We start from the raw sequence: 19,449 nt of genomic DNA on the forward strand, positions 1-19,449 counted from the left end.
ATCTATCATTGCGGACCCAAGCCTTGCTGTCGCAGGGCCCTGCTTCGCATCGGCATACCGCAATGCCCCGTACCTTGATCATCCCCCTTATCGTGGCCTGTGCCCTGTTCATGGAGAATATGGACGCCACGGTGATCGCCACTTCGCTGCCTGTCATGGCGCGCGAACTGGGGCAAAGCCCCATCACCCTCAAGCTGGCGCTGACCGCCTATGTGGTGGGTCTTGGGGTGTTCATCCCGGTCTGCGGCTGGATGGCCGACCGCTTTGGCCCCCGCAGCGTATTCTGCAGTGCCATCGGCGTCTTCATTGCCGGCTCGCTGCTATGCGCCATCTCCACCACCCTGAGTGCCTTTGTCGCGGCGCGTTTTCTGCAAGGGGTGGGCGGCGCCATGATGGTGCCGGTCGGCCGCATCATCATCTTCCGCGCCGTACCGCGCGAAGAATTGGTCAAGGCAGTGGGCTATCTCACCCTGCCCGCGCTCCTGGGTCCCATCATCGGCCCACCGCTGGGTGGCTTTATCACCACCTACTTCCACTGGCGCTGGATTTTTCTGGTCAACATCCCGGTCAGCGTGCTGGGTCTCTACCTGGCCCGCAAATACATAGACAACACCCGTGAGCACGGCGCCAGCGCGCTGGATGTGGCAGGCTTTCTGCTCTCGGCCATCGGCAGCTCGCTGGCCATGCTCGGCTTCGCCATGCTGGGCAGCCCACTGGTCCCGCACTGGCTGGCCGGCGGCATGAGCATCGTCGGCATTGCCTTGCTGCTGGGCTACTTTGCGTATGCACGCGGCCAAGACAAGCCTCTCTTGGACCTGCGCTTTCTGCGCATTCCCACCTTCCACGCCAGCGTGGTAGGCGGCGCACTATTCCGCATCGGCCTCGGTGCCACGCCCTTTATCCTGCCGCTGGCCCTGCAGGAAGGCATGGGCATGAGCCCCTTCCACTCCGGCGCCATCACCTGCGCCTCGGCCTTCGGTGCCATCTTTATGAAGACCCTGGCGCCACACGCCTTGCGGCGCTGGGGCTTTCGCCAAGTACTGATCGTCAACGCGCTCCTATCAGGCCTCGCGCTGATGGCCTACGGCCTCTTCAACCCCGCCATGCCGGTCTGGCTGATGGTGGCCATCGTCACCCTGGGCGGCGTCTTCCCGGCCCTGCAGTTCACCGCGCTCAATTCGGTGGTCTATGCCGATATCCGCCACGAGGACGCTGGCCGGGCCACCAGCCTGGCCAGCGTAGTGCAGCAACTCTCGCTCGGTACCGGCGTGATCGTCGCTGGCATGGCGCTGCAGCTGTCGAGCCATGTACAGGGCCATCGCGACCTGAACGCCAGCGACTTCTGGCCGGTGTTCATCCTGATCGGCCTCTTCTCCATCGCCTCGATCTTCCTCACCCGCCGCCTGCCGCACGATGCTGGCAAGGCCATGGCACAGGGCTAGCAGGCTATATCAGCATGAACAGGCGCTAGCCGCGCCGTTCCAACTCGGCGTGCAGGCGGTCCAGGTTCTGCTCGTTGCTGGGCACCACAATGTGCTCAACCGCTGCAGCAACCTTGGGGTCATCGAAGGCCTGCACCCAGCGCAGCAAGGCACCGGCCACGTCAGGCTGCAGCTCGACGGTGAGCGTGAAGTGCGGCGCAGAAAGATGCTGCACCACCACCTTACGGCCCGGTTCCAGCGTGCGGAAGAGGCTGCGGTTGGGGTAGTGCTTGCCATCCGGCCCCTGCATGACGAACTGCCAGCTTCCACCCTCGTGGAACTCGAACACCTCGAAGCGATTGCTGAACCCCGCCGGTCCCCACCACCGCGCGAGGCGGACCGGATCGGCAAAGGCCGCATAGATGGTCTCAGGCGAGAAAGGCAGAACGCGCTGCGTCTGCAAGACCCCGGGTCCAGTGGTTTGTTCCATCTCGGCTGACTCCTTCAAGATTGTCACCCGATATTAGGCCATCGCCAGGTACTTGGGTTCAGGTCGACAGCCCCCGGGCCGGTACCTAATGTAGTCGACACAGCCTTGCTGGGCATGGCAATCGTCCTGGTCTGGGCTAGCCAACAATACCTGTTTCACCAGGCTTGGCCCACCGCCACATTGATGGCCCCGATACTCTATATCCTGCGTGGCCAACGAGCTTTGCGACCAGCCCCGCTGCACTCCCGACGTGCAGCATGGCTAGCACTGACACTCTGCTGCGCAGCCCATATAGTCGCCGTCGCGATCAGCATACAAGCTATTCCTCGGTACTTAACACCCATCGCCAGCGGTAGCCGTGCGGGACGGGCATTACAGTGGCCAAAGTCCGGATGAGTGGTGCCGGTGGAGTAGGAAAACTTAGATTACAATTATTTTCTATCCCCCAACAGGCCACTGCCGTGAAGAAATCCAAAGCCGATACCGCCGAAACGCGTAAGCGCATTGTGTTGATCGCCTCCCGGCTTTTTCTGGAGCGGGGCTTGGCTGCGACGGGTATCGCCGATGTCATGAAGGAGGCGGGGCTAACCCAAGGCGGCTTCTACCGCCATTTCGAATCGAAGGAGCAACTCATCGCCGAGGCGAACGAGATGGCCTTCGATCAGATCTTCACGACGATAGGCAAGGAAGTTGCGGGCCAGGGGCTGGGCCCCAAGGGGGCGCTGGACAAGATCGTGCAGGCCTACCTGTACCAGCACCACGCCAAGCAACCTGTCTACCTCTGCCCCATGGCCAACCTGGGTAGCGAGCTACCACATGCAGATGAGCAAGTGAAAGCCATCGTCAATGTCGGCTATCGGCGTTTGGTCGGTTATATCGAGGCGCTGATCCAGCAAATGGGGGTACCCAATCAGGCGGCGATCGCCGATACCGTATTCTCGACCATGCTGGGTGCCGTGACCGCAGCCCGGCTGGCGCTGACCGAATCCTCCTCGCTGGCGATACTGGACAATGCCCGCCAGACCATAGATCTGATCGTGCAGTCTGCCCAGAAGGCCCAGGCCCACGCGCCGGCCTGACCCCCCAGCCCTGCGTGTCGGCGACCTCAGTGTTCCTTCTGCAACAGCAGGAGCAGCAGGCTTTTGGCACTGCGCAGCACGGCCTCAGCAGAAGCCGGGTCTTTCGCCAGGCGCGACAACATGATCGCGCCCGCAAGGGTAGAGACAACGGCATAGCCGATCTCAACATCACTCAGCAGATCGACCAGTTCGGCCTGCCGGCCGAATAATTCTGCCAAGCGCCGATAGCCCTCGCAGGCGGTCGCCTTGATCGCCTCATCGTTGATCCGGAGCTCACTGCCGATATTGGCCAGCGGACATAGATAGTCCGAATCAACTCGCTGCAGCTGCTGCAGGTAGAGGTCGATCATGATCTTGAGCGCCTCACCGCGCGTCTTGCCGGCAATCGATGCTTCCAGCACCTCATACCCTTGTGCAAAGGCCAGGGCACTGGCCTCTGCGATCAGCTGCTCCTTGGATTCGAAGTGCCGGTAGAAACCGCCTTGGGTCAGGCCTGCGGCGGCCATGATGTCGGCAATGCCGGTTGTCGCCAGCCCTTTGGCCATGAATTCTCTCGACGCTACCGCCACGATGCGCTGCCTGGTCTCTGCCGTATCCGTTCTTGACTTTCTCACAATTAAGTCCTCATAGAGGGTCTTTGAAATCTATATTTAGATTATCATCGAGCTCTAAAGAATAACAAGTCAAACAGAGTGGATCGCGCCCAACGGTGGTAGCCAAGCCGGACCCACACGTCTCGACAGCAGCAGGACTCCGCACCTTTCCCAGCTCTCCCTGCATCACCCGTTCGTCGGCAGGCACAAACAAGCAACCATCCGCAGGCCCTGCCTCATCGGGCAATCAAGGCATTCACCCAGGCTCCCAAACACAGCCGCCCCCTCGCCCCTGGGCGGTGATCGGCAAGCGTTATCACCGCCAGGCTCCCGGGCCCGAGCTCCCTGCTTCTACGGTCCCAGAAATAGTGATTGCACATTTTAGAGTTTATGTGTACGCTAAATTTAGAGTTTAGATGACATCTAAACATCAAGACTCCTTAGCAAGACATCCTCGCCAGGAGAACGTCATGAAGGTGATGGCCATTGGAAATCTGCAGCCGCTGACAGAAGCACAGTGGGTGCAGCAAGTACCGGCAGAGATTCCGCCGGCACTGCGCTTGTACCTCGAAGCAAGGATGGAGCAGTTCTGGCACCGCGCCGCCAACACCGGCGTGATTTTCGTCATCAACGTCAGCTCGGCAGACGAAGCAGATTGCCTGCTGAAGACCCTGCCTCTGCGGGTTGCTGCACTGCGCACTTTCGACCTGATGCCGGTCGGGCCACAAACGCCGCTGGGTCAGTTGCTGCATACGTCACCAGGGCTGCGGGTGCAGGCAGGTAGCAACACGCTGACCGTCATATCCGAACCGCAATTCGACCAAGTGAGGTTACAAAAATGAAGCACACGCACCTTTCCATCCCAGGCTACAAACTCGCCGGCGCGACGCTGCTCCTCGCTCTGGCCGCCTGCAGCAATCCCACCCAGCAAGCCACACCCCTGGCCAAGGTGGCCTGGTTCACCGCCGCACCCGCACTATCGGACCAGGCCGGCTTCACCGGCGTTGTCCATGCCCGTACCGAGAGCAATCTGGGCTTTCGCGTCGCCGGCAAGATTGTTGAGCGCCTGGTGGACCCGGGCCAAAAGGTGAGCAAAGGGCAGCCACTGATGCGCCTGGATGCGACCGACTATGCACTCGCCTCAGGCGCGGCACATGCTGCCGTAGAAGCTGCCGAAGCACGCCAGCTCCAGGCCGTTGCCGATGAGGCAAGGCTGCGCAAGCTGCTGGCTGCCGGCGCGGTCTCCAGCCAGGCTTATGAGCAAGCCAAGGCCGCCGCCGATACCGCGGTTGCACAGACCGAGGCAGAGCGCGCCCGGGCACGCCAGTCCGACCACCAGAGCAACTATGCCCTGCTGCTGGCCGACATGGATGGTGTGGTTATGGAAGTGCCGGCGGAACCGGGCCAGGTGGTAGGGGCAGGACAAACCGTCGTCAAACTGGCCCGCCAAGGTGCGCGTGAAGCGCTGATCTACCTGCCTGAAACCGCGTTGGCGCAGGCCAGGCAACCTGCCACCGCCTCGCTCTACAGCGAGAAGGGGCAATCCTTCCCCGCCACGCTGCGCGAATTGTCGGCTGTTGCCGACCCACAATCCCGCACCTATCTGGCGCGCTATGTACTGGGCGGCAGTGCCGGCCAAGCCCCTATTGGTGCGACGGTAACGGTGCACCTGGCCGGCAATAGCGGCGAGCAGATCGGTATTCCCGTCAGCGCCCTGGTGGACCAGGGCAAGGGCCCCGGCGTGTGGGTGATCGACGGCAAGAATTCCACCATCAGCCTCCGGCCAGTCAAAGTGGCCCAGCTGGGTGAGGAGGAAATCCGCCTGTCGCAAGGCCTTGCAGCGGGCGAACGCGCCGTTGCCTACGGTGGCCATCTGCTGAAGTCCGGGCAGAAGGTTGAACTGCTAGCACCTGTCAAAGTAGGGAGCTGACCATGAGCGGGTTCAATCTTTCAGCATTTGGGGTGCGCGAGCGCGCCATCACACTGTTTCTCATCATCGCGATCGCAGTGGCCGGCGCCTTCGCCCTGTTCAGGCTGGGCCGGGCGGAAGACCCCGCCTATGTGGTCAAGGTCATGACCATCAGCGCGATCTGGCCTGGGGCCACCGCACAGGAGATGCAACAGCAAGTCGGCGACCGGCTCGAGAAGCGTTTGCAGGAACTGGAATCCTACGACCGGGTAGAAACTGCAGCACGGCCCGGCCTGATCACCATGAAGCTCTACCTGAAGGATGCGACCGAGCCCAAGTCGGTGCCCGAGCAGTTCTATCAGGTACGCAAGAAGCTGGGAGACGAGGCGCTGAACCTGCCTCGGGGCGTAACCGGTCCGATCATGAATGACGAGTATTCGGACGTTTACTTCTCACTGTTCTCGCTGGTCGGGAAGCAGGTACCGCACCGTCAGCTGGTACTGCAGGCCGAGGATCTGCGCCAGCGTCTCTTGCATGTGGAGGGCGTGCAGAAGGTCAATATTCTGGGCGAGCAACAACAGAAGATCTTTGTTGAGATCTCACACCAGCGCCTGGCCACCCTGGGCATCAAGGGCCAGGATCTGATCGACGCCATCGGCAAGCAAAACAATATGGAATCTGCCGGTTTTGTGGAAACCGCCGGGCCTCGCGTGCAGCTGCGCCTTGATGGTGCCATCGACAGCGTTGAAACCGTCAAGGCCATTCCTGTCCTGGCGGGCAACCGCACCTTCAAGCTGGGCGATATCGCCGAGGTCAAGCGCGGCTATGAAGACCCCGCGAGCTTCATCATCCGCAACCAGGGCGAGCCTGCCCTGATGCTGGGGGTAGTGATGAAGAAGGGCTACAACGGCCTGACCTTGGGCAAGGACCTGGCGGTGGCGCAAGACAGCATCAGTGCAACGCTGCCTACCGGGCTGCAGTTCGACAAGGTGACCGACCAATCCCGGGCCATCAAGGGGGCGATCGACGAATTCATGATCAAGTTCGTGGTCGCGCTGGCCGTGGTGATCGTGGTCAGCCTGCTGACCCTGGGTATGCGCGTCGGCATCGTGGTCGCCGCCGCCGTACCACTCACCCTGGCCGCGGTGTTCGTGATCATGCTGGCAACCGGGCGCGATTTCGATCGCATCACCCTGGGCGCGCTGATCCTGTCGTTGGGTTTGCTGGTGGACGACGCCATCATCGCCATCGAGATGATGGTGGTGAAGATGGAAGAAGGCCTGAGCCGCATTGCCGCCGCCACCCACGCATGGAGCGCCACCGCGGCCCCCATGCTGTCAGGCACCTTGCTGACCATCATCGGCTTTCTGCCGGTGGGCTTTGCCCGCTCCACCGCGGGTGAATACGCCGGCAATATCTTCTGGATCGTGGCCTTCGCGTTGATCACTTCCTGGGTGGTGGCGGTGCTGTTCATCCCCTATCTGGGCGTCAAGCTGCTGCCTAATATCCCGGTCAAGCAAGGTGGCCACGACGCGATCTACAGCACGCTGAACTATCAACGCATGCGCAATCTGGTGCGCTGGTGTGTGGACCACAAGTGGACCACGGCTGGCGTGACGGTCGGTGTATTTGCACTGGCTGTGGTGGGGATGGGGGCGGTAGAGAAGCAGTTCTTCCCGGATACCGATCGGCCGGAATTGACCATCGAGATCAACCTGCCACCCGGCAGCGCCTTTGCCGCGACCGATGCGACAGTTCGCAAGATCGAAACTGCAGTACGCAAGGAGCCCGAAGCCAAGATCGTCTCCAGCTATATCGGCCAGGGTACACCGCGCTTCTTCCTGGCGATCAACCCTGAACTGCCCAACCCGAGCTACGCCCAGATGATCGTCCTCACCGAGGACGCCCATGCACGCGATGCGCTCAAGGCCAAGATCCGCAAGATGATTGCCGATGGCCGCTTTGCCGAGGCCCGTGTACGGGTGACCCCGTTCGTGTTTGGCCCGCCGGTGCCCTTCCCTGTTCTGTTCCGCGTGGTCGGCCCTGATCTCGACAAGGTACGTACCATCGCCGAGCAGGTGCGTGACGTAATGGAAAAGAACCCGGACACCCGCAACGTGCATATGGACTGGGGCAATATGACCCCCACCATGCACCTGGTTCTGGACCAGGAGCGGCTGCGCCAGGTCGGCCTGACCCCAAAGGATGCCGCCAGCCAACTGCAGGCACTGCTCAATGGCACGCCGTCCACCCAGGTTCGTGAAGGTCTGCGTTCAGTCGAGGTATTGATCCGCACGCCGCACCAGGAGCGCACCGGTCTCTCGGACATCGGCAGCCTTACTTTGACGACCAGCAATGGCATCGCGATACCGCTCTCACAGGTCACGCATACCGAAATGCGCATGGAAAACGCCGTACTGAAGCGCTATGACCGCGAGCCGTATATTGCCGTGCAAAGCGATGTACGTGATGGCAAGCAACCGCCTGACGTGACGAAGGCCATCCTGCCGGCCCTCGCTGATTTGAAGGCCAGCCTGCCCGCGGGCTATCGCATCGACACTGGCGGTGCAGTCGAGGAAAGCGCCAAGGCCGATGCGGCGCTGGCCAAGATGTTCCCGTTGATGATCATCCTCATGCTGGTGGTGATCATGTTCCAGGTGCGGTCGTTCTCAACCATGTGGATGGTATTCGCGACAGCACCGCTTGGCCTGGTGGGCGCAGTCCCGACACTGCTGCTGTTCCATAAGCCATTCGGATTCAACGCCATCCTGGGCTTGATCGGCCTCGCAGGGATCCTGATGCGTAACACCCTGATCCTGGTCGACCAGATCCGGCACGACCTCGATAGCGGCATGACGCCCTATGAAGCCGTGATTGAGTCGACGGTACGTCGTTCCCGGCCGGTCATCCTGACCGCGCTCGCCGCCATGCTGGCCTTTATCCCGCTGACGCACTCGAGCTTCTGGGGCCCCCTGGCCTATGTGCTGATCGGCGGCGTGGGCGTTGGCACGGTGCTGACCCTGCTGTTCCTGCCGGCCCTGTACGCCCTGTGGTTCAAGGTCAGCCGCAGCAGCCATACCGCCAAGCCGCACGCTATCCAACACGGCAACCTGCACCTCGTTACAAAGGAAGCAGCATGAACCTCTACACCACTTTACCCGGCCTCAAGACTGCGCCACTGGCCCTGGCTGCCCTGGTCCTTTCCGCCTGTTCATTGATGCCAAGCTACGAGCGCCCGCCCCTGCCGGTAGCCAGTAGCTGGCCGGAGGCGACGGCCACTGCGGCGGGCACGCCTGCTACCAGTAAGGCACAAGATATCCAGTGGCAGGACTTCTTTCAGGACGAAGGCCTGAAGCGGGCCATCAGCCTGGCCCTGGAAGGCAACCGTGATCTGCGGGTGGCCATCATCAACATCGAGCGCGCCCGCGCGCTCTACCAGGTACAGGCGGCCGACCGCCTACCGACGGTCAGCGCCGGGGCTAGCGGTGCGCGCCAGCAGGTGCCAGACTCCCTGGCCCCCGGCGGGCACGGCGGGATATCGAGCAGCTACAGCGCCGGGCTGGGCGTCACGGCCTTTGAACTGGACCTGTTTGGGCGTGTGCGCAGCATGAGCCAGGCAGCGCTTAATCGCTACGTCGCGACCGAGGAAGACCGGCGTGGTGCGCAGATCAGCCTGATTGCCGAAGTGGCAGCGCTATACGAGAGCACGCTTGCCGATGGCCGACTGCTGGCACTGGGCCAGCAGACCCTGGCCAGCCGGACCGAATCCTACCAGCGCCAGTTGCAACTGCACGAACAGGGGGCCAGCTCGGAATATGATCTGCGCCAGTCGGAATCGCTGTTTGAAGCCGCCAAGATCGCCGTGGCGCAGCAGACCCGGCAGCGGGCACAGGACGAAAACGCATTGGCCCTGCTGCTCGGCCGCCCCCTGCCGGCCGATCTGCTGCCGCCGGTTACGGCAGCGTGGGATAGTCGGATCATGCGTGATATCCCGGCCGGCCTGCCGTCCGACCTGATCGCCACCCGGCCCGACATACGGCGCCAGGAGGCCCTGCTGAGATCGGCCAACGCCAACATTGGCGTGGCGCGCGCGGCCTTCTTTCCGCGCATCAGCCTTACCGGCACGATCGGCACGTCCAGCAGTGAGCTATCCGGCTTGTTCGACACAGGCAGCCGCGCCTGGAGCTTTCTGCCACAGGTATCGCTACCCATCTTCGACGGCGGTCGTAATCGTGCCAACCTGGGCGTAGCCAAGGCCGATAGGGAGATCGCAATCGCGCAGTACGACAAGACCATCCAGGTCGCCTTCCGCGAGGTGGCCGACGGCTTGGCCGGCCAGGCAACGCTCAGCGAGGAGTTACGCGCCGTAAACGCGCAGGAAACCGCCGAACAGGTCCGCTTCAGGTTGGCGGGGGCACGCTACGAGGGGGGGCAAGCCAGCTTCCTCGAGTACCTGGACGCACAGCGTTCCTTGTTCACGGTGCAACAGCAGGCCATCCGTACCCGCTTGGCCGAACTGCAAAACCGCATCGGCCTCTACAAGGCCCTGGGCGGTGGTTGGAGCACCGAACAACCGGCAGCCTGAAGCCCGCAGTACCCAGCAGCAATAGAAAACGCCCGACTAGTCGGGCGTTTTTTACATCAGATCTCCACAAAGGTTGAGCCTCATCCAACGAGCGTCAGCGAGGCTCCCTCGCGGCGGCGAGGGCGGGGGGAGTGGACGATATAAAAGCGAAAGCGCGCTCGTACATCAATTGCCGGTCAACGCTCGGCTTTGCCGAGCGCCGAGCCAACGTTACAGCCCTCTCCACCCTCGATCCGAGTTCAATCAGAAAGCGTAGTTATAAGCCACGCCCAAGAACTGGATGTGCGTCTTGTAGCTGCCCGTGGTGGTCTCACCGTTGCCGGTACAGGTGGTGGCCAGCGGGTTGCACAGGTTGGTGTAGTTGATGTTCGCGTCCTTGAAGTCCACGTAGCTGTAGGCCACATCAACCGAGGAGCTGGCGTTGATCTTGTAGTTGGCGCCAATCGAGTACCAGACACGGTCACTGTCCGGCAGAGCCGGGTGGGTCAGCTCAGCGCTACGGACCGGCGATTGGTCGAAGGCCAGACCAGCACGGAACAGCAGCTTGTCGTCGAAGCGGTAGTTGCCACCCAGCGAGACGCGGGTGGTGTTCTTCCACTGCTGACGGATCACCTCGTCACCCTCGGTCGTGCCGGGGAACTCGATGTTCAGGTTCTGCAGGCGCGAGTTGCGGGTCCAGGTCACATCGGCCATGGCGGCCCACTGGTCGTTGATCTGGTGGTAGACGTTGGCCGACAGGGTCTCAGGGGTCTTGAGCTGCACGCGGGCGCCCGAGTTCACCTTGTGCGAGGCGGCAGCCAACACCTTGTTCACCACCGGGTCAGCGGTCACTTGCGAGAAGTCCCAGACGGTGTCGCCTTCCAGCTTGTGGCTGATGGCCGAACGGTAAGCCAGGCCGAAGCGGGTGTTCTGATCCAACTGGTACATGTAGCCCAGGTTGAAGCCATAGCCCCAATCGTGGCCGTTGTTCTCGCCATGGCCGTCGCGGACAGTAGCCAGCGCGGCAGGGTTGCCGCCCAGGGCAACGATCTGCTTGATCAGCGCGGCGCTTTGCGGAGTGCCGTTCAGGGCCATGACCGAGCCGGGGACGTCCACAGCTTGGCCCAGCGAGGCCTTCATGTATTCGGCGCTGATGCCAAAGCCAAAGGAGTGGTGCTCATCGAGCTTGTAGGCGATGGATGGGTTGAGATCGACCGACTCCAGCTTGATGTCGCTCAGTGCGTAGCGGCCGGCCCAGTTATTGCCGTAGTTGAGATGGGTGCCGTAGGGCACGAACAGGCCCATGCCGAAGGTCAGCTTGTCGGTCAGCGGGGTGCTGAAGTAGACCGAGGGGGCGGTCACGTCGTGCGGTACATAGTCCTCTTTGGGGGCGCCGCCGCCGGTCGGGGTGCCGGTGAAGCGCTTGGAGCCTGCATCGGTGTAGCTCGATTCCGGCAGCACCAGGGTGGCGCCAGCCGAGATCTGGCTGCCCTTGAGGCGGGTCAGGCCAGCCGGGTTGTAGAACACCGTCGATGCATCGTCGGCCTCGGCGCCGTTGGCGTCGGCATTGCCTTGGCCAGCCACGCTTTGCGAACCAAAACGGTAGCCCGCGGCATTCGCTTCAGCAGCAATCAGACCCAGGGCGGCGGTAACCAGTAGGGGGAGGTATTTGTACTTCACGCGCGTCTCGCTTTTATAAGTAGGTGCGCCGCAACTTGGCCTTGGCCAGCAATGCCGGACAGGCGCGCATTACAGCGGTGAGGAAGAGGATTTGGACATCCTCATAAATCACTGAGACATAAAGACATTTATTCCAAATCGCTTGATTTAGAATAAATACTCCATGAATTCAACAAACTAGAGTGTTTACCCCAGATGCCGCGAATACTGAACACAAAGTCAGTAGCAGTCAAGCAGTTGATAGGTAGGCAGGGGGATATAAATGTGAATTTCTGTTTCTTTATGCGGGTTTACCCTAGCGCTTAATCGTGCTGAAAATAACTAACCCGGTCAGTTAAAAATAACTGACCGGGTTAGTTATTTAATGAACTGATTTTAAAACCAGTTCAATTATTAATTGAACGATCGTGCAATTAAACCCGCAATGCCGCCTGCAGGCTGGCTTGCAACATGCAAGACACTGCTCAGCGAGCAGGAACAGGGCGAGGATGGAAGTGCAGGCAGTGCTGACCGGAGGAGGCAAACACCTCCTGGCTGGGCAAGCGCAGGCTCTTGAAGCCCAGCGCCCGGCAACCGTAGGGGAAGCGGGTGTCCCAGGTCACATAGTGGTGCAGGCAGCGCATGCAGTTGGGTGCGCGCAACGGGTCGACGGCTTGGTTCATGGCGCGGCAGTGTAACCTGCTCCAGCGGGGCGCCGCACCAGCATGGTGGCTGTGCTGCCCTAGCCTTCCGGCAGCGCATGCACCAGCTGGGCCACGGTGCGTAGCGCCTCGTCCAGCTCGGCCGTGAAGGGCGCACCGCAGCTGATGCGCAGAAAGTGCTCAAAGCGGCCTGAGTTGGAAAACTGCGCGCCCGGCGCCAACCGTATGCCCTCGGCCAATGCAGCGTGGAAAAGTGCCGAGGACGAGCGGTGGCCGGGCAGCTCCACCCAGAGGGCCAAGCCCCCCTGCGGCAGGCTGAGCCGGGTACCGGCCGGAAAGTGCCGTGCCACCGCCGCGGCGGTACGCTCGCGCTGTTCGCGCAGATGGCCACGCAACCGGCGCAGGTGCCGCCCATAGGCCGGTGAAGCAAGAAAGTCTGCCACCGCAATCTGCGGCAAGGCCGGGCTGGGGCGCGACTGGGCGTACTTGAGCATCTCCACCCTCGCCTGCCAGCGCCCTGGCGACAACCAACCCAGCCGCAAACCGGGCGACAGCGTCTTGTGCAAGGAAGCGCAGTGGATGACGTTACCGCTCTCATCCCAGGACTTGAGCGCACGCAGGGGCGCCTCGGCGTCGCTCAGCGCGGCGTAGGTATCGTCCTCGATCAAGGCAATACGCTGTGCTTCGCACCAGGCCACCAGCTTCTGCTTGTTCTCGTCCGGCATCACGCTGCCCAGGGGGTTCTGCAGATTGGGTACCACTACCACCGCCTTGATATTGGGGTAGGCCTGGGCGGCAAGGTCCAGCGCATCAAGCGAGATACCGGTGTGCGGGCTGGTGGGGATCTCCAGCGCCTTGAGCCCCAGGCTCTCCAGTATCTGCAGGAGACCAAAGAAGGTCGGCGATTCGACCGCCACCACATCACCCGGCTGGGTGGTGGCACGCAGGGCCAGATTGAGGGCCTCGATGCAGCCGTGGGTGACGATCACTTCCTCGGCCGACAAGGTCATGCCCGCGGCCAAGGCGTTGCGGGCCAGCACGCTACGGAAGTGCGGGTCGCCGTTGTGCGGCGCCGGCTCGCCCAGCAGCAAGGGCTGCTGCCGCAAGGCACGGTTGATGGCCACACGTAGCGCCTCGTTGGGGTAGAGCTCGGCGGCAGCCCAGGCACCGCACAGGTTGACCCGTACCGGCGCCTTCTGGCCCAGCTCCAGAAAGGTCGAGACCTTTTCGTGCACGCCCACATAGCGGGCAGGATCCGGCAGGGTCTGGGCCGGTTCCTTGGCCCGATCAAGACCAAGGTCGCGGCGGGGCAGCACAAAGTAGCCCGAGCGCGGCCGCGCCTCCAGCACCCCCTGGCTCTCCAGATAGCGGCACAGCTGCAAGGCCGTGGAAAGGCTGACCGCATGCCGGCTCATGAGCATGCGCACCGAGGGCATACGCGCCCCCGGGGCCAGGGTGCCGGCCTCGATGGCGTGCAGATAGTGGCTGGCGAGCTTGCGATAGAGAGACTGGGCTTCCATGCGGCGATCTTGCGCCCGCCCGCGGGGCAAGAACAGATGCAGATAGACCGCATCTGTTACGCAACAGCCAGAAAGTATCTGCACTGTTATGGTCACGACAGACCGGCCTTGTGCCTGCCTGTACGCATGCCCCCGCCCTAAGCTGTGCCTACCCTCAGCGAACAGGAGCGCACCATGTCCCAGCCTCTGCACTTTTCCTTGGCCGCCGGCCAGAGCCTACAGTTTCGCGCCCGCTGCGGCAGCACACTGTTGATCGAAGGCGGTCGGGCCTATCTGAGTGAACCGGAATCCTGGCTGGACATGCCAGGCGCCGCCCAGACCACGCGTCTGCTCAACGGCGGCGGCCACAGGCTGGCCCGGGGTGGCTGGCTGGTGGTCTACGCCGCTACCAATTGCCGGCTGACGGTAGTGGCCCCTGCCCCCGCCACCAAGCAGCCCCGGTTCCAGCTCGCCGCCTTGCTGGCCCGCTGGCTGCGGCTGGCCATATAAAACAAGCACGCCTCGATACGATTGGTTGCCTATTGAAGACGATAAGCACCCAATCCGCTCAATCCGATCTCTAGTATGGGTCCTGTGCAAAACGCACCGACCAACCCTACTGGAGAACCATCATGAGCCGTATCGCCGCCCTTACCGACGACCAAGTCCCCGCCGCCGCCGAACCCCTGCTCAAGGCTGTGAAGGCCAAGATGGGCAAGGTGCCCAACGCCATCCGCACCCTGGCCAACTCGCCCGCCGTGCTCGGCGGCTACCTGCAGCTCTCCGGCGCATTGGCTGGCGGCACCCTGAGCGCGGCCCAGCGCGAAAGCATTGCGCTCGCTACCGGACAGAGCAATGAATGTTCCTATTGCCTCTCGGCCCACACCCTGGCCGGCAAGGGCGCAGGCCTCAGCAACGAGCAGATCCAGGACGCCCGCCAGGGCATCAACAACCCGGTGGCCAGCCTTGCCAAGCAATTGGTGGCCAAGCACGGTCTGATCAGCGACAGCGACCTGGCCCAGGCCCGCGCCAACGGCCTGACCGAGGCGCAGATTGTGGAAGTGATCGGCGGCGTGGCACTCAACACGCTGACCAACTACCTGAACCACGCTGCAGCCACGGAGATCGACTTCCCGGTCGTGGCGGTCTGAGCCCCGAGCGCGCCCGTGCCGGTACCAGCACGGGCCTACGCGCTAGCAACACGCCAAAGCAAACACGGCGCCCTAGGGCGCCGTGTCGCTTTCTTCGCTACCACTTGTTGATTTAGCCATGGCGGGCACCATCGGCCTGGGCCAGTTGCGCCACGTTCTGGGCGCTCTGCGCCTTGGGCTGGGCCTCACCGATCAGGGCCACGGCGAAGAAGGCGGCCAGGCCAACAACCAGTGTAGCTTCGAACAGTTCGTTGATGCGGGTCATGATATTTCCTCTCTCATTTCAGTTGGTTGCGACACCGTTGTCGCTTGCAGTGAGGTCATCATGCGTTAAGCCCCCTCACAATAAGAGCGGCTTGAGACGGTTGAACGAAGCGGCGGGATGAAATGCGTCGAGCGCCGATGAAATGCTCGCAGGTTGGCAAACTGACGATGCCCATGGCATGGGCATCTTCCCAGCCGGGAACGCTTGGGCCAATATAAGCGTCCAATGGTATGCCATCGGCCCCAGCACCACCTCTATGCAATCAGGTATCAACGTGGACCCACTCCTCGCCAAACTCTCCACCGCAGTCCCCGCCGCCCGCTCGTTGGAACAACTGACCCGCCCCTTGCTCGAGATGCTGGGTGCCGTCACCGGGCTGGAATCGACCTACCTGACGGTGATCGACGCCGACAACGATGTGCAGCACGTACGCTATGCGCGCAATACCGGTGACATGACCATCCCCGAGGGCCTCTCGGTACCCTGGGGCGACACGCTGTGCAAACGCGCGCTGGACGAAGGCCGTATGTATACCGACAACGTGGCCGACTGCTGGGGCGATTCGGAAGCCGCCAAGGCACTGGGCATCCAAACCTATGTGAGCACCCCGGTACGCAATGGCGACGGCGAGCTGCTCGGCACGCTCTGTGCCGCCAGTGCACAAAAGCATGGCCTGGCACCGGGGGCCGAGGCTGTGCTGCGCTTGTTTTCCAGCCTGGTTGGCACCTTTATTGAACGCGAACGGCTGGTGAAAGAACTGCAGACCAGCAATGAGCAGCTGCGCTCCTTTGCCATGACCGACGCGCTGACCGGCCTGCCCAACCGGCGGGCGTTGTTCGACGAGCTGCAACGCATGCTGGCCCAGGCCGAGCGCGAGCACAGCTGCGTGCTGGTGGCGGTCATCGACCTTGATGGCTTCAAGGGCATCAACGACCGTTATGGCCACCAGAGCGGTGACCACTTCCTGCAGGCGATGTCACGCCGCCTCACCGCCACTCTGCGCGCCTCGGACTGCCTGGCCCGCGTGGGCGGCGACGAATTCGTACTGATCGCCCCCGGCCCCCACAACGACGAGGCCTTGACCGCAGCCCATGCCCTGCAGGAGCGTATTGCCGCCGCCACCATAGGCCGCTTTGAGCTGGGCACGCAGGTGCTGGACTACGCTGGCGCCAGCGTGGGCGCCGTCGCGGTAGACCCGGAGGGCCTGGCCGCTGACGAAGCCATCCGCCTGGCCGATGCACAGATGTATGAAGTCAAGCGCACCCGTAAACGTAGCCGGGCCAGCTAGTCCCGTCGCACACCCCCAAAGCAAACACGGCGCCCTCGGGCGCCGTGTCGCTTTCTACTGTACCGCTGCTCGATTTAGCCATGGCGGGCACCGTCGACTTGGGTCAGCTGGGCCACGGTTTGGGCAGTCTCGGCCTTGGGCTGGGTCTCACCAATCAGCGCCACGGCGAAGAAGGCGGCCAGGCCAACAACCAGGGTAGCTTCGAAGAGTTCGTTGATGCGGGTCATGATACGTTCCTCTCTGTGTATTCAGTTAGTTGCGACACCGTTGTCGCTTGCAGTGAGGTCATCATGTCCTAGTCCAGCACACAAGAAAGCCAGCTTGAGACGATACGACGAAGCGGCGGGATGAAATGCAGCCAGGCACGATAAACGACAAGGGCCGCCCCGGGAGGCGGCCCTTTGCCTAGGCAGGAATCAGCTTGCTTGGCCGGTCGGCATGACCACCACCTGCTGCAGGTTCACATGCTTGGGCTGCGCTGCCAGGAAGGCGACCACCTCGGCCACGTCACCGGGCTGCAGGAATTCCATCTGTTCGCGGGCGCTGGCCAACCAGTCCTTGGCGCCTTGAAAGGTCCAGTGACTTTGCAGTTCGGTCGAAACGATACCCGGCTCGATCATGGACACGCGGATGCCCTTGCTACCGAGCTCGGCGCGCATATGGCGGCTGAGGTGGCTGACATAGGCCTTGGTCGCGCTATAGGTGGCGAAGTAGGGGTAGATGTTCTGGCCGGCAATCGACGACGTGTTGATCAGATCCACCACGCCACCCTCGGCGGCCGCTGCGTTCAGCTGGGGCATAAAGGCATGGATCACGCGCATGACGCCGGTGACGTTGATGTCGATCTGCTGCTCCGTGGCCGGCAGGATATTGTCGTCAATGGCGCCCGGCAGCATCAGGCCGGCATTATTGAAGAGCAGATCGGTGGGACCGAAGGCGGCGAGTACGGCCGCGGCGGCGGCATCGACCGAGGCCTGGTCGGTCACATCGGCCGCAACGGCCAGCGCCGTGCCACCGGCCTGTTCGATCTCGGCCACCAATTGGGCCAGCGCAGCCTGGCGGCGGGCGATGACCGCTACTTTGGCTCCCTGGCTGGCCAGCAAACGGGCGGTGGCCTGGCCGATACCGCTGGACGCGCCGGTGATAACGGCGATACGGCCGGAGAGTGCATGGGTGATGGTAGTGCTCATGATGGGTTCCTCGTCAGGTAAAGCGCCGGGCTTGGCGACGAGCGAACTATATGAACCGATAGAAAACCGAAAAAGCCGTAAACAACCGACTTAGAAACAACGAAGAGTTGCCAATCTTTCAGCGTGCCAGGCTGCTCAGTTCCTTGGCCGAGAGAGAAAACTGCGTGCTGCCTTGCAGCTGCGCCACGGCAAAATCGATAAAGCGCCGTACCCGCCCCGGCATGTCGGTACGCTGCGGGTAGTAGAGATAGAGCCCCATACGGTTGCTCACGGTATCGACCAGTAACGGTACCAGCCGGCCTTCGCGCAAGGGCGCGGCAGCGTTGATGCTGTCGATCTGGCCTATGCCCATGCCAGCCAGCACCGCGTGCATCTCGGCCTCCGGATCGTTGCTGCACAGTACGTTGGGCATAGCCTGAAAGAGCGTCTGACCGCCGATCTCGAATTCCCAAGGCATGGACCGACCTGTTCCTGGCTGGCGGTAACCAGTGCAACGATGCGTGAGCAGGTCTTGCAGGCTGCGTGGTGTACCGTGCTGCGCCAGGTAGGCGGGCGAGGCACACACCACCTGCTGTACGGCAAACAGATGCCGCCCCACTACCTGCGCGTCGAGCGGGTTACCGGCCCGAAAGCCCACATCCAGCCGCTCGCTGACCAGATCGCTGAAGCGGTCCTCCAGCAGCAGGTCGAGCTGTATGCGTGGGTATTGCTGCTGAAAGTCGCTCAGCAAAGGCACCAGCACCTTGCGGCCCACTGCCCCGCCGGCGGTCACACGCACGAGGCCCACTTCGTCGAGTATGGCACCGCGCGCCTGCTCCAGTGCCTGCACCAGGCCTTCCAGGTTCGGCTTGACCGCCTCCAGAAAGCGCAGACCCTCGTCGGTCAGCGTACTTTTGCGGGTGGTACGGTGGAACAGGCGCAAGCCTAGGTGCTGCTCCAGCTGGCGTATGGTCTTGCTGACCGCTTGCGGCGTGGTGTTCTGGACCTCGGCCACTCTGTTGAAGGTGCCCAGCTCGGCAGCCTTCACAAAGGTCGATATGGCACGCAGTTCATCCATCCATCACTCCGTCTCGCAGCCGGGGAGCCGCCGGCAATCAGGTCTCGTCTTCGCTCCACTCCGGACTGTAACCGCCCAGCGCCGGATGGTACATCTCGTCGCCGCTGTGCTGGGTGAACTCCACATTGAGCCGGTTCTCGTCCAGCCCCAGTTGCTGCGCGCACAGTGCGCAGAGCGCCTTGGCCACCTCCATGCGCAGCTCGGGGCTGCGGCCACGGCGTATGTCGCACATCAGTACCGATACCGGCTGCGGCGTGGTCCCCTCACCTTCCACCATGCGCCAGACGCTGCCATCGCCCAGCTCGCGGATGGCAATGCTGATCCGGCGGATATCCACCGCCATGAGGCGGGCGTAGGCATCTGCCATATCGCGGGCCAGCCGCTGCTTGACCCCGATGGGATAGCGGCCATTCACATCCAGCTGCAGGTAAGGCATGGCAAACCTCCAAATTGAAAACGGCAGGCGCATGGGCCTGCCGTTTCATTCTAGGTCGCCGCTAGCTGCAGTTGGCACTGTGACCGACCACAAGATTCACGAACGCAGGTTCGAGATGCTGTCTCGCGCCAGCGAGGCTCCCCCGCGGCGGCGGGGGCGGGGGAGAGGGCTAAATCAGCAAGGCGC

At 62.5% G+C, this 19,449-nt stretch carries 20 protein-coding genes; 10 read left to right on the forward strand and 10 right to left on the reverse strand.

All coding sequences use genetic code 11. From position 1 onward, the window contains the following. Positions 1-62 precede the first annotated feature (62 nt). A complete protein-coding gene (locus VIM95_RS07510; RefSeq protein ID WP_331984413.1) occupies positions 63-1,442 on the forward strand; it encodes an MFS transporter in 1,380 nt (459 codons plus the stop codon). A 25-nt stretch (positions 1,443-1,467) separates the two neighbouring features. Here VIM95_RS07510 and VIM95_RS07515 read toward each other — a convergent pair whose 3' ends face one another. Beyond that, entirely contained in the window at positions 1,468-1,911 is a 444-nt protein-coding gene (locus VIM95_RS07515; RefSeq protein ID WP_331984414.1) for an SRPBCC domain-containing protein, read from the reverse strand. Positions 1,912-1,941: 30 nt separating this feature from the next. Between VIM95_RS07515 and VIM95_RS23365 the strand changes: the two genes are divergently transcribed. Together VIM95_RS23365 and VIM95_RS07520 are read left to right on the forward strand one after the other, a co-directional pair. After that, positions 1,942-2,307: a SirB2 family protein gene (locus tag VIM95_RS23365; protein ID WP_414648496.1), complete on the forward strand. Its 366-nt coding sequence runs from the start codon at positions 1,942-1,944 to the stop codon at positions 2,305-2,307. A gap of 65 nt (positions 2,308-2,372) precedes the next feature. Next, complete coding sequence (locus VIM95_RS07520) at positions 2,373-2,990, forward strand: TetR/AcrR family transcriptional regulator (RefSeq protein WP_331984415.1); 618 nt, start codon at positions 2,373-2,375, stop codon at positions 2,988-2,990. A gap of 26 nt (positions 2,991-3,016) precedes the next feature. On the opposite strand, the gene VIM95_RS07525 is transcribed toward VIM95_RS07520, so the two are convergent. Beyond that, the gene (locus VIM95_RS07525) at positions 3,017-3,604 is read right to left on the reverse strand and encodes a TetR/AcrR family transcriptional regulator (protein WP_331984416.1); all 588 of its coding nucleotides are present in this window, start codon (positions 3,602-3,604) and stop codon (positions 3,017-3,019) included. Positions 3,605-4,053: 449 nt separating this feature from the next. Here VIM95_RS07525 and VIM95_RS07530 point away from each other — a divergent pair, with 449 nt between their 5' ends. The 4 genes from VIM95_RS07530 to VIM95_RS07545 are packed head-to-tail and all read left to right on the forward strand — an operon-like array spanning position 4,054 to position 10,077. After that, entirely contained in the window at positions 4,054-4,425 is a 372-nt protein-coding gene (locus VIM95_RS07530) for a hypothetical protein (protein ID WP_331984417.1), read from the forward strand. After that, positions 4,422-5,513 carry an efflux RND transporter periplasmic adaptor subunit gene (locus tag VIM95_RS07535; RefSeq protein WP_331984418.1) on the forward strand — a complete coding sequence of 364 codons (1,092 nt, stop codon included), beginning with the start codon at positions 4,422-4,424 and terminating at the stop codon, positions 5,511-5,513. Before VIM95_RS07530 ends, VIM95_RS07535 begins: the two co-directional genes overlap by 4 nt. A 2-nt stretch (positions 5,514-5,515) precedes the next feature. Beyond that, entirely contained in the window at positions 5,516-8,632 is a 3,117-nt protein-coding gene (locus tag VIM95_RS07540; RefSeq protein WP_331984419.1) for an efflux RND transporter permease subunit, read from the forward strand. Continuing rightward, positions 8,629-10,077, forward strand: a complete 1,449-nt coding sequence (locus tag VIM95_RS07545; protein ID WP_331984420.1) for an efflux transporter outer membrane subunit — start codon at positions 8,629-8,631, stop codon at positions 10,075-10,077. Before VIM95_RS07540 ends, VIM95_RS07545 begins: the two co-directional genes overlap by 4 nt. Positions 10,078-10,320: 243 nt before the next feature. On the opposite strand, the gene VIM95_RS07550 is transcribed toward VIM95_RS07545, so the two are convergent. From VIM95_RS07550 to VIM95_RS07560, 3 genes are all read right to left on the reverse strand, one after another. Beyond that, positions 10,321-11,736, reverse strand: a complete 1,416-nt coding sequence (locus VIM95_RS07550; RefSeq protein WP_331984421.1) for an OmpP1/FadL family transporter — start codon at positions 11,734-11,736, stop codon at positions 10,321-10,323. Between the two features lie 464 nt (positions 11,737-12,200). Further along, on the reverse strand, positions 12,201-12,398 hold the full coding sequence (locus VIM95_RS07555) for a hypothetical protein (RefSeq protein WP_331984422.1): 198 nt from the start codon (positions 12,396-12,398) through the stop codon (positions 12,201-12,203). A gap of 59 nt (positions 12,399-12,457) precedes the next feature. Then, on the reverse strand, positions 12,458-13,897 hold the full coding sequence (locus VIM95_RS07560) for a PLP-dependent aminotransferase family protein (protein ID WP_331984423.1): 1,440 nt from the start codon (positions 13,895-13,897) through the stop codon (positions 12,458-12,460). Between the two features lie 174 nt (positions 13,898-14,071). Here VIM95_RS07560 and VIM95_RS07565 point away from each other — a divergent pair, with 174 nt between their 5' ends. Beyond that, entirely contained in the window at positions 14,072-14,386 is a 315-nt protein-coding gene (locus tag VIM95_RS07565) for a hypothetical protein (protein WP_331984424.1), read from the forward strand. A gap of 122 nt (positions 14,387-14,508) precedes the next feature. Beyond that, complete coding sequence (locus VIM95_RS07570) at positions 14,509-15,027, forward strand: carboxymuconolactone decarboxylase family protein (RefSeq protein ID WP_331984425.1); 519 nt, start codon at positions 14,509-14,511, stop codon at positions 15,025-15,027. 112 nt (positions 15,028-15,139) lie between these two features. Here the strand turns inward: VIM95_RS07570 and VIM95_RS07575 are convergent, their stop codons facing one another. Continuing rightward, the gene (locus VIM95_RS07575; protein ID WP_331984426.1) at positions 15,140-15,292 is read right to left on the reverse strand and encodes a hypothetical protein; all 153 of its coding nucleotides are present in this window, start codon (positions 15,290-15,292) and stop codon (positions 15,140-15,142) included. A gap of 256 nt (positions 15,293-15,548) precedes the next feature. Here VIM95_RS07575 and VIM95_RS07580 point away from each other — a divergent pair, with 256 nt between their 5' ends. Continuing rightward, positions 15,549-16,580, forward strand: a complete 1,032-nt coding sequence (locus VIM95_RS07580; RefSeq protein ID WP_331984427.1) for a sensor domain-containing diguanylate cyclase — start codon at positions 15,549-15,551, stop codon at positions 16,578-16,580. Between the two features lie 74 nt (positions 16,581-16,654). Here the strand turns inward: VIM95_RS07580 and VIM95_RS07585 are convergent, their stop codons facing one another. The 4 genes from VIM95_RS07585 to VIM95_RS07600 form a co-directional block, all read right to left on the reverse strand. After that, a complete protein-coding gene (locus VIM95_RS07585) occupies positions 16,655-16,807 on the reverse strand; it encodes a hypothetical protein (protein WP_331984428.1) in 153 nt (50 codons plus the stop codon). A gap of 189 nt (positions 16,808-16,996) precedes the next feature. After that, complete coding sequence (locus tag VIM95_RS07590; protein WP_331984429.1) at positions 16,997-17,770, reverse strand: SDR family oxidoreductase; 774 nt, start codon at positions 17,768-17,770, stop codon at positions 16,997-16,999. Between the two features lie 118 nt (positions 17,771-17,888). After that, positions 17,889-18,827, reverse strand: coding sequence for a LysR family transcriptional regulator (locus VIM95_RS07595; protein ID WP_331984430.1), 939 nt, complete (start codon positions 18,825-18,827; stop codon positions 17,889-17,891). Between the two features lie 37 nt (positions 18,828-18,864). Next, positions 18,865-19,263 (reverse strand): hypothetical protein, encoded by a 399-nt coding sequence (locus VIM95_RS07600; RefSeq protein ID WP_331984431.1) that lies wholly within the window; start codon positions 19,261-19,263, stop codon positions 18,865-18,867. Positions 19,264-19,449 lie beyond the last annotated feature (186 nt).

The sequence above is a fragment of the Chitinimonas sp. genome, assembly GCF_036568685.1.
Lineage (GTDB): Bacteria > Pseudomonadota > Gammaproteobacteria > Burkholderiales > Chitinimonadaceae > Chitinimonas.

Coding starts and splice junctions, on each gene's coding strand:
- VIM95_RS07510 (WP_331984413.1), top strand. CDS start 63: ATGCCCCGTACCTTGATCATCCCCCTTATCGTGGCCTGTGCCCTGTTC.
- VIM95_RS07515 (WP_331984414.1), bottom strand. CDS start 1,911: ATGGAACAAACCACTGGACCCGGGGTCTTGCAGACGCAGCGCGTTCTG.
- VIM95_RS07530 (WP_331984417.1), top strand. CDS start 4,054: ATGAAGGTGATGGCCATTGGAAATCTGCAGCCGCTGACAGAAGCACAG.
- VIM95_RS07535 (WP_331984418.1), top strand. CDS start 4,422: ATGAAGCACACGCACCTTTCCATCCCAGGCTACAAACTCGCCGGCGCG.
- VIM95_RS07540 (WP_331984419.1), top strand. CDS start 5,516: ATGAGCGGGTTCAATCTTTCAGCATTTGGGGTGCGCGAGCGCGCCATC.
- VIM95_RS07545 (WP_331984420.1), top strand. CDS start 8,629: ATGAACCTCTACACCACTTTACCCGGCCTCAAGACTGCGCCACTGGCC.
- VIM95_RS07555 (WP_331984422.1), bottom strand. CDS start 12,398: ATGAACCAAGCCGTCGACCCGTTGCGCGCACCCAACTGCATGCGCTGC.
- VIM95_RS07560 (WP_331984423.1), bottom strand. CDS start 13,897: ATGGAAGCCCAGTCTCTCTATCGCAAGCTCGCCAGCCACTATCTGCAC.
- VIM95_RS07565 (WP_331984424.1), top strand. CDS start 14,072: ATGTCCCAGCCTCTGCACTTTTCCTTGGCCGCCGGCCAGAGCCTACAG.
- VIM95_RS07570 (WP_331984425.1), top strand. CDS start 14,509: ATGAGCCGTATCGCCGCCCTTACCGACGACCAAGTCCCCGCCGCCGCC.
- VIM95_RS07575 (WP_331984426.1), bottom strand. CDS start 15,292: ATGACCCGCATCAACGAACTGTTCGAAGCTACACTGGTTGTTGGCCTG.
- VIM95_RS07580 (WP_331984427.1), top strand. CDS start 15,549: ATGCAATCAGGTATCAACGTGGACCCACTCCTCGCCAAACTCTCCACC.
- VIM95_RS07585 (WP_331984428.1), bottom strand. CDS start 16,807: ATGACCCGCATCAACGAACTCTTCGAAGCTACCCTGGTTGTTGGCCTG.
- VIM95_RS07590 (WP_331984429.1), bottom strand. CDS start 17,770: ATGAGCACTACCATCACCCATGCACTCTCCGGCCGTATCGCCGTTATC.
- VIM95_RS07595 (WP_331984430.1), bottom strand. CDS start 18,827: ATGGATGAACTGCGTGCCATATCGACCTTTGTGAAGGCTGCCGAGCTG.
- VIM95_RS07600 (WP_331984431.1), bottom strand. CDS start 19,263: ATGCCTTACCTGCAGCTGGATGTGAATGGCCGCTATCCCATCGGGGTC.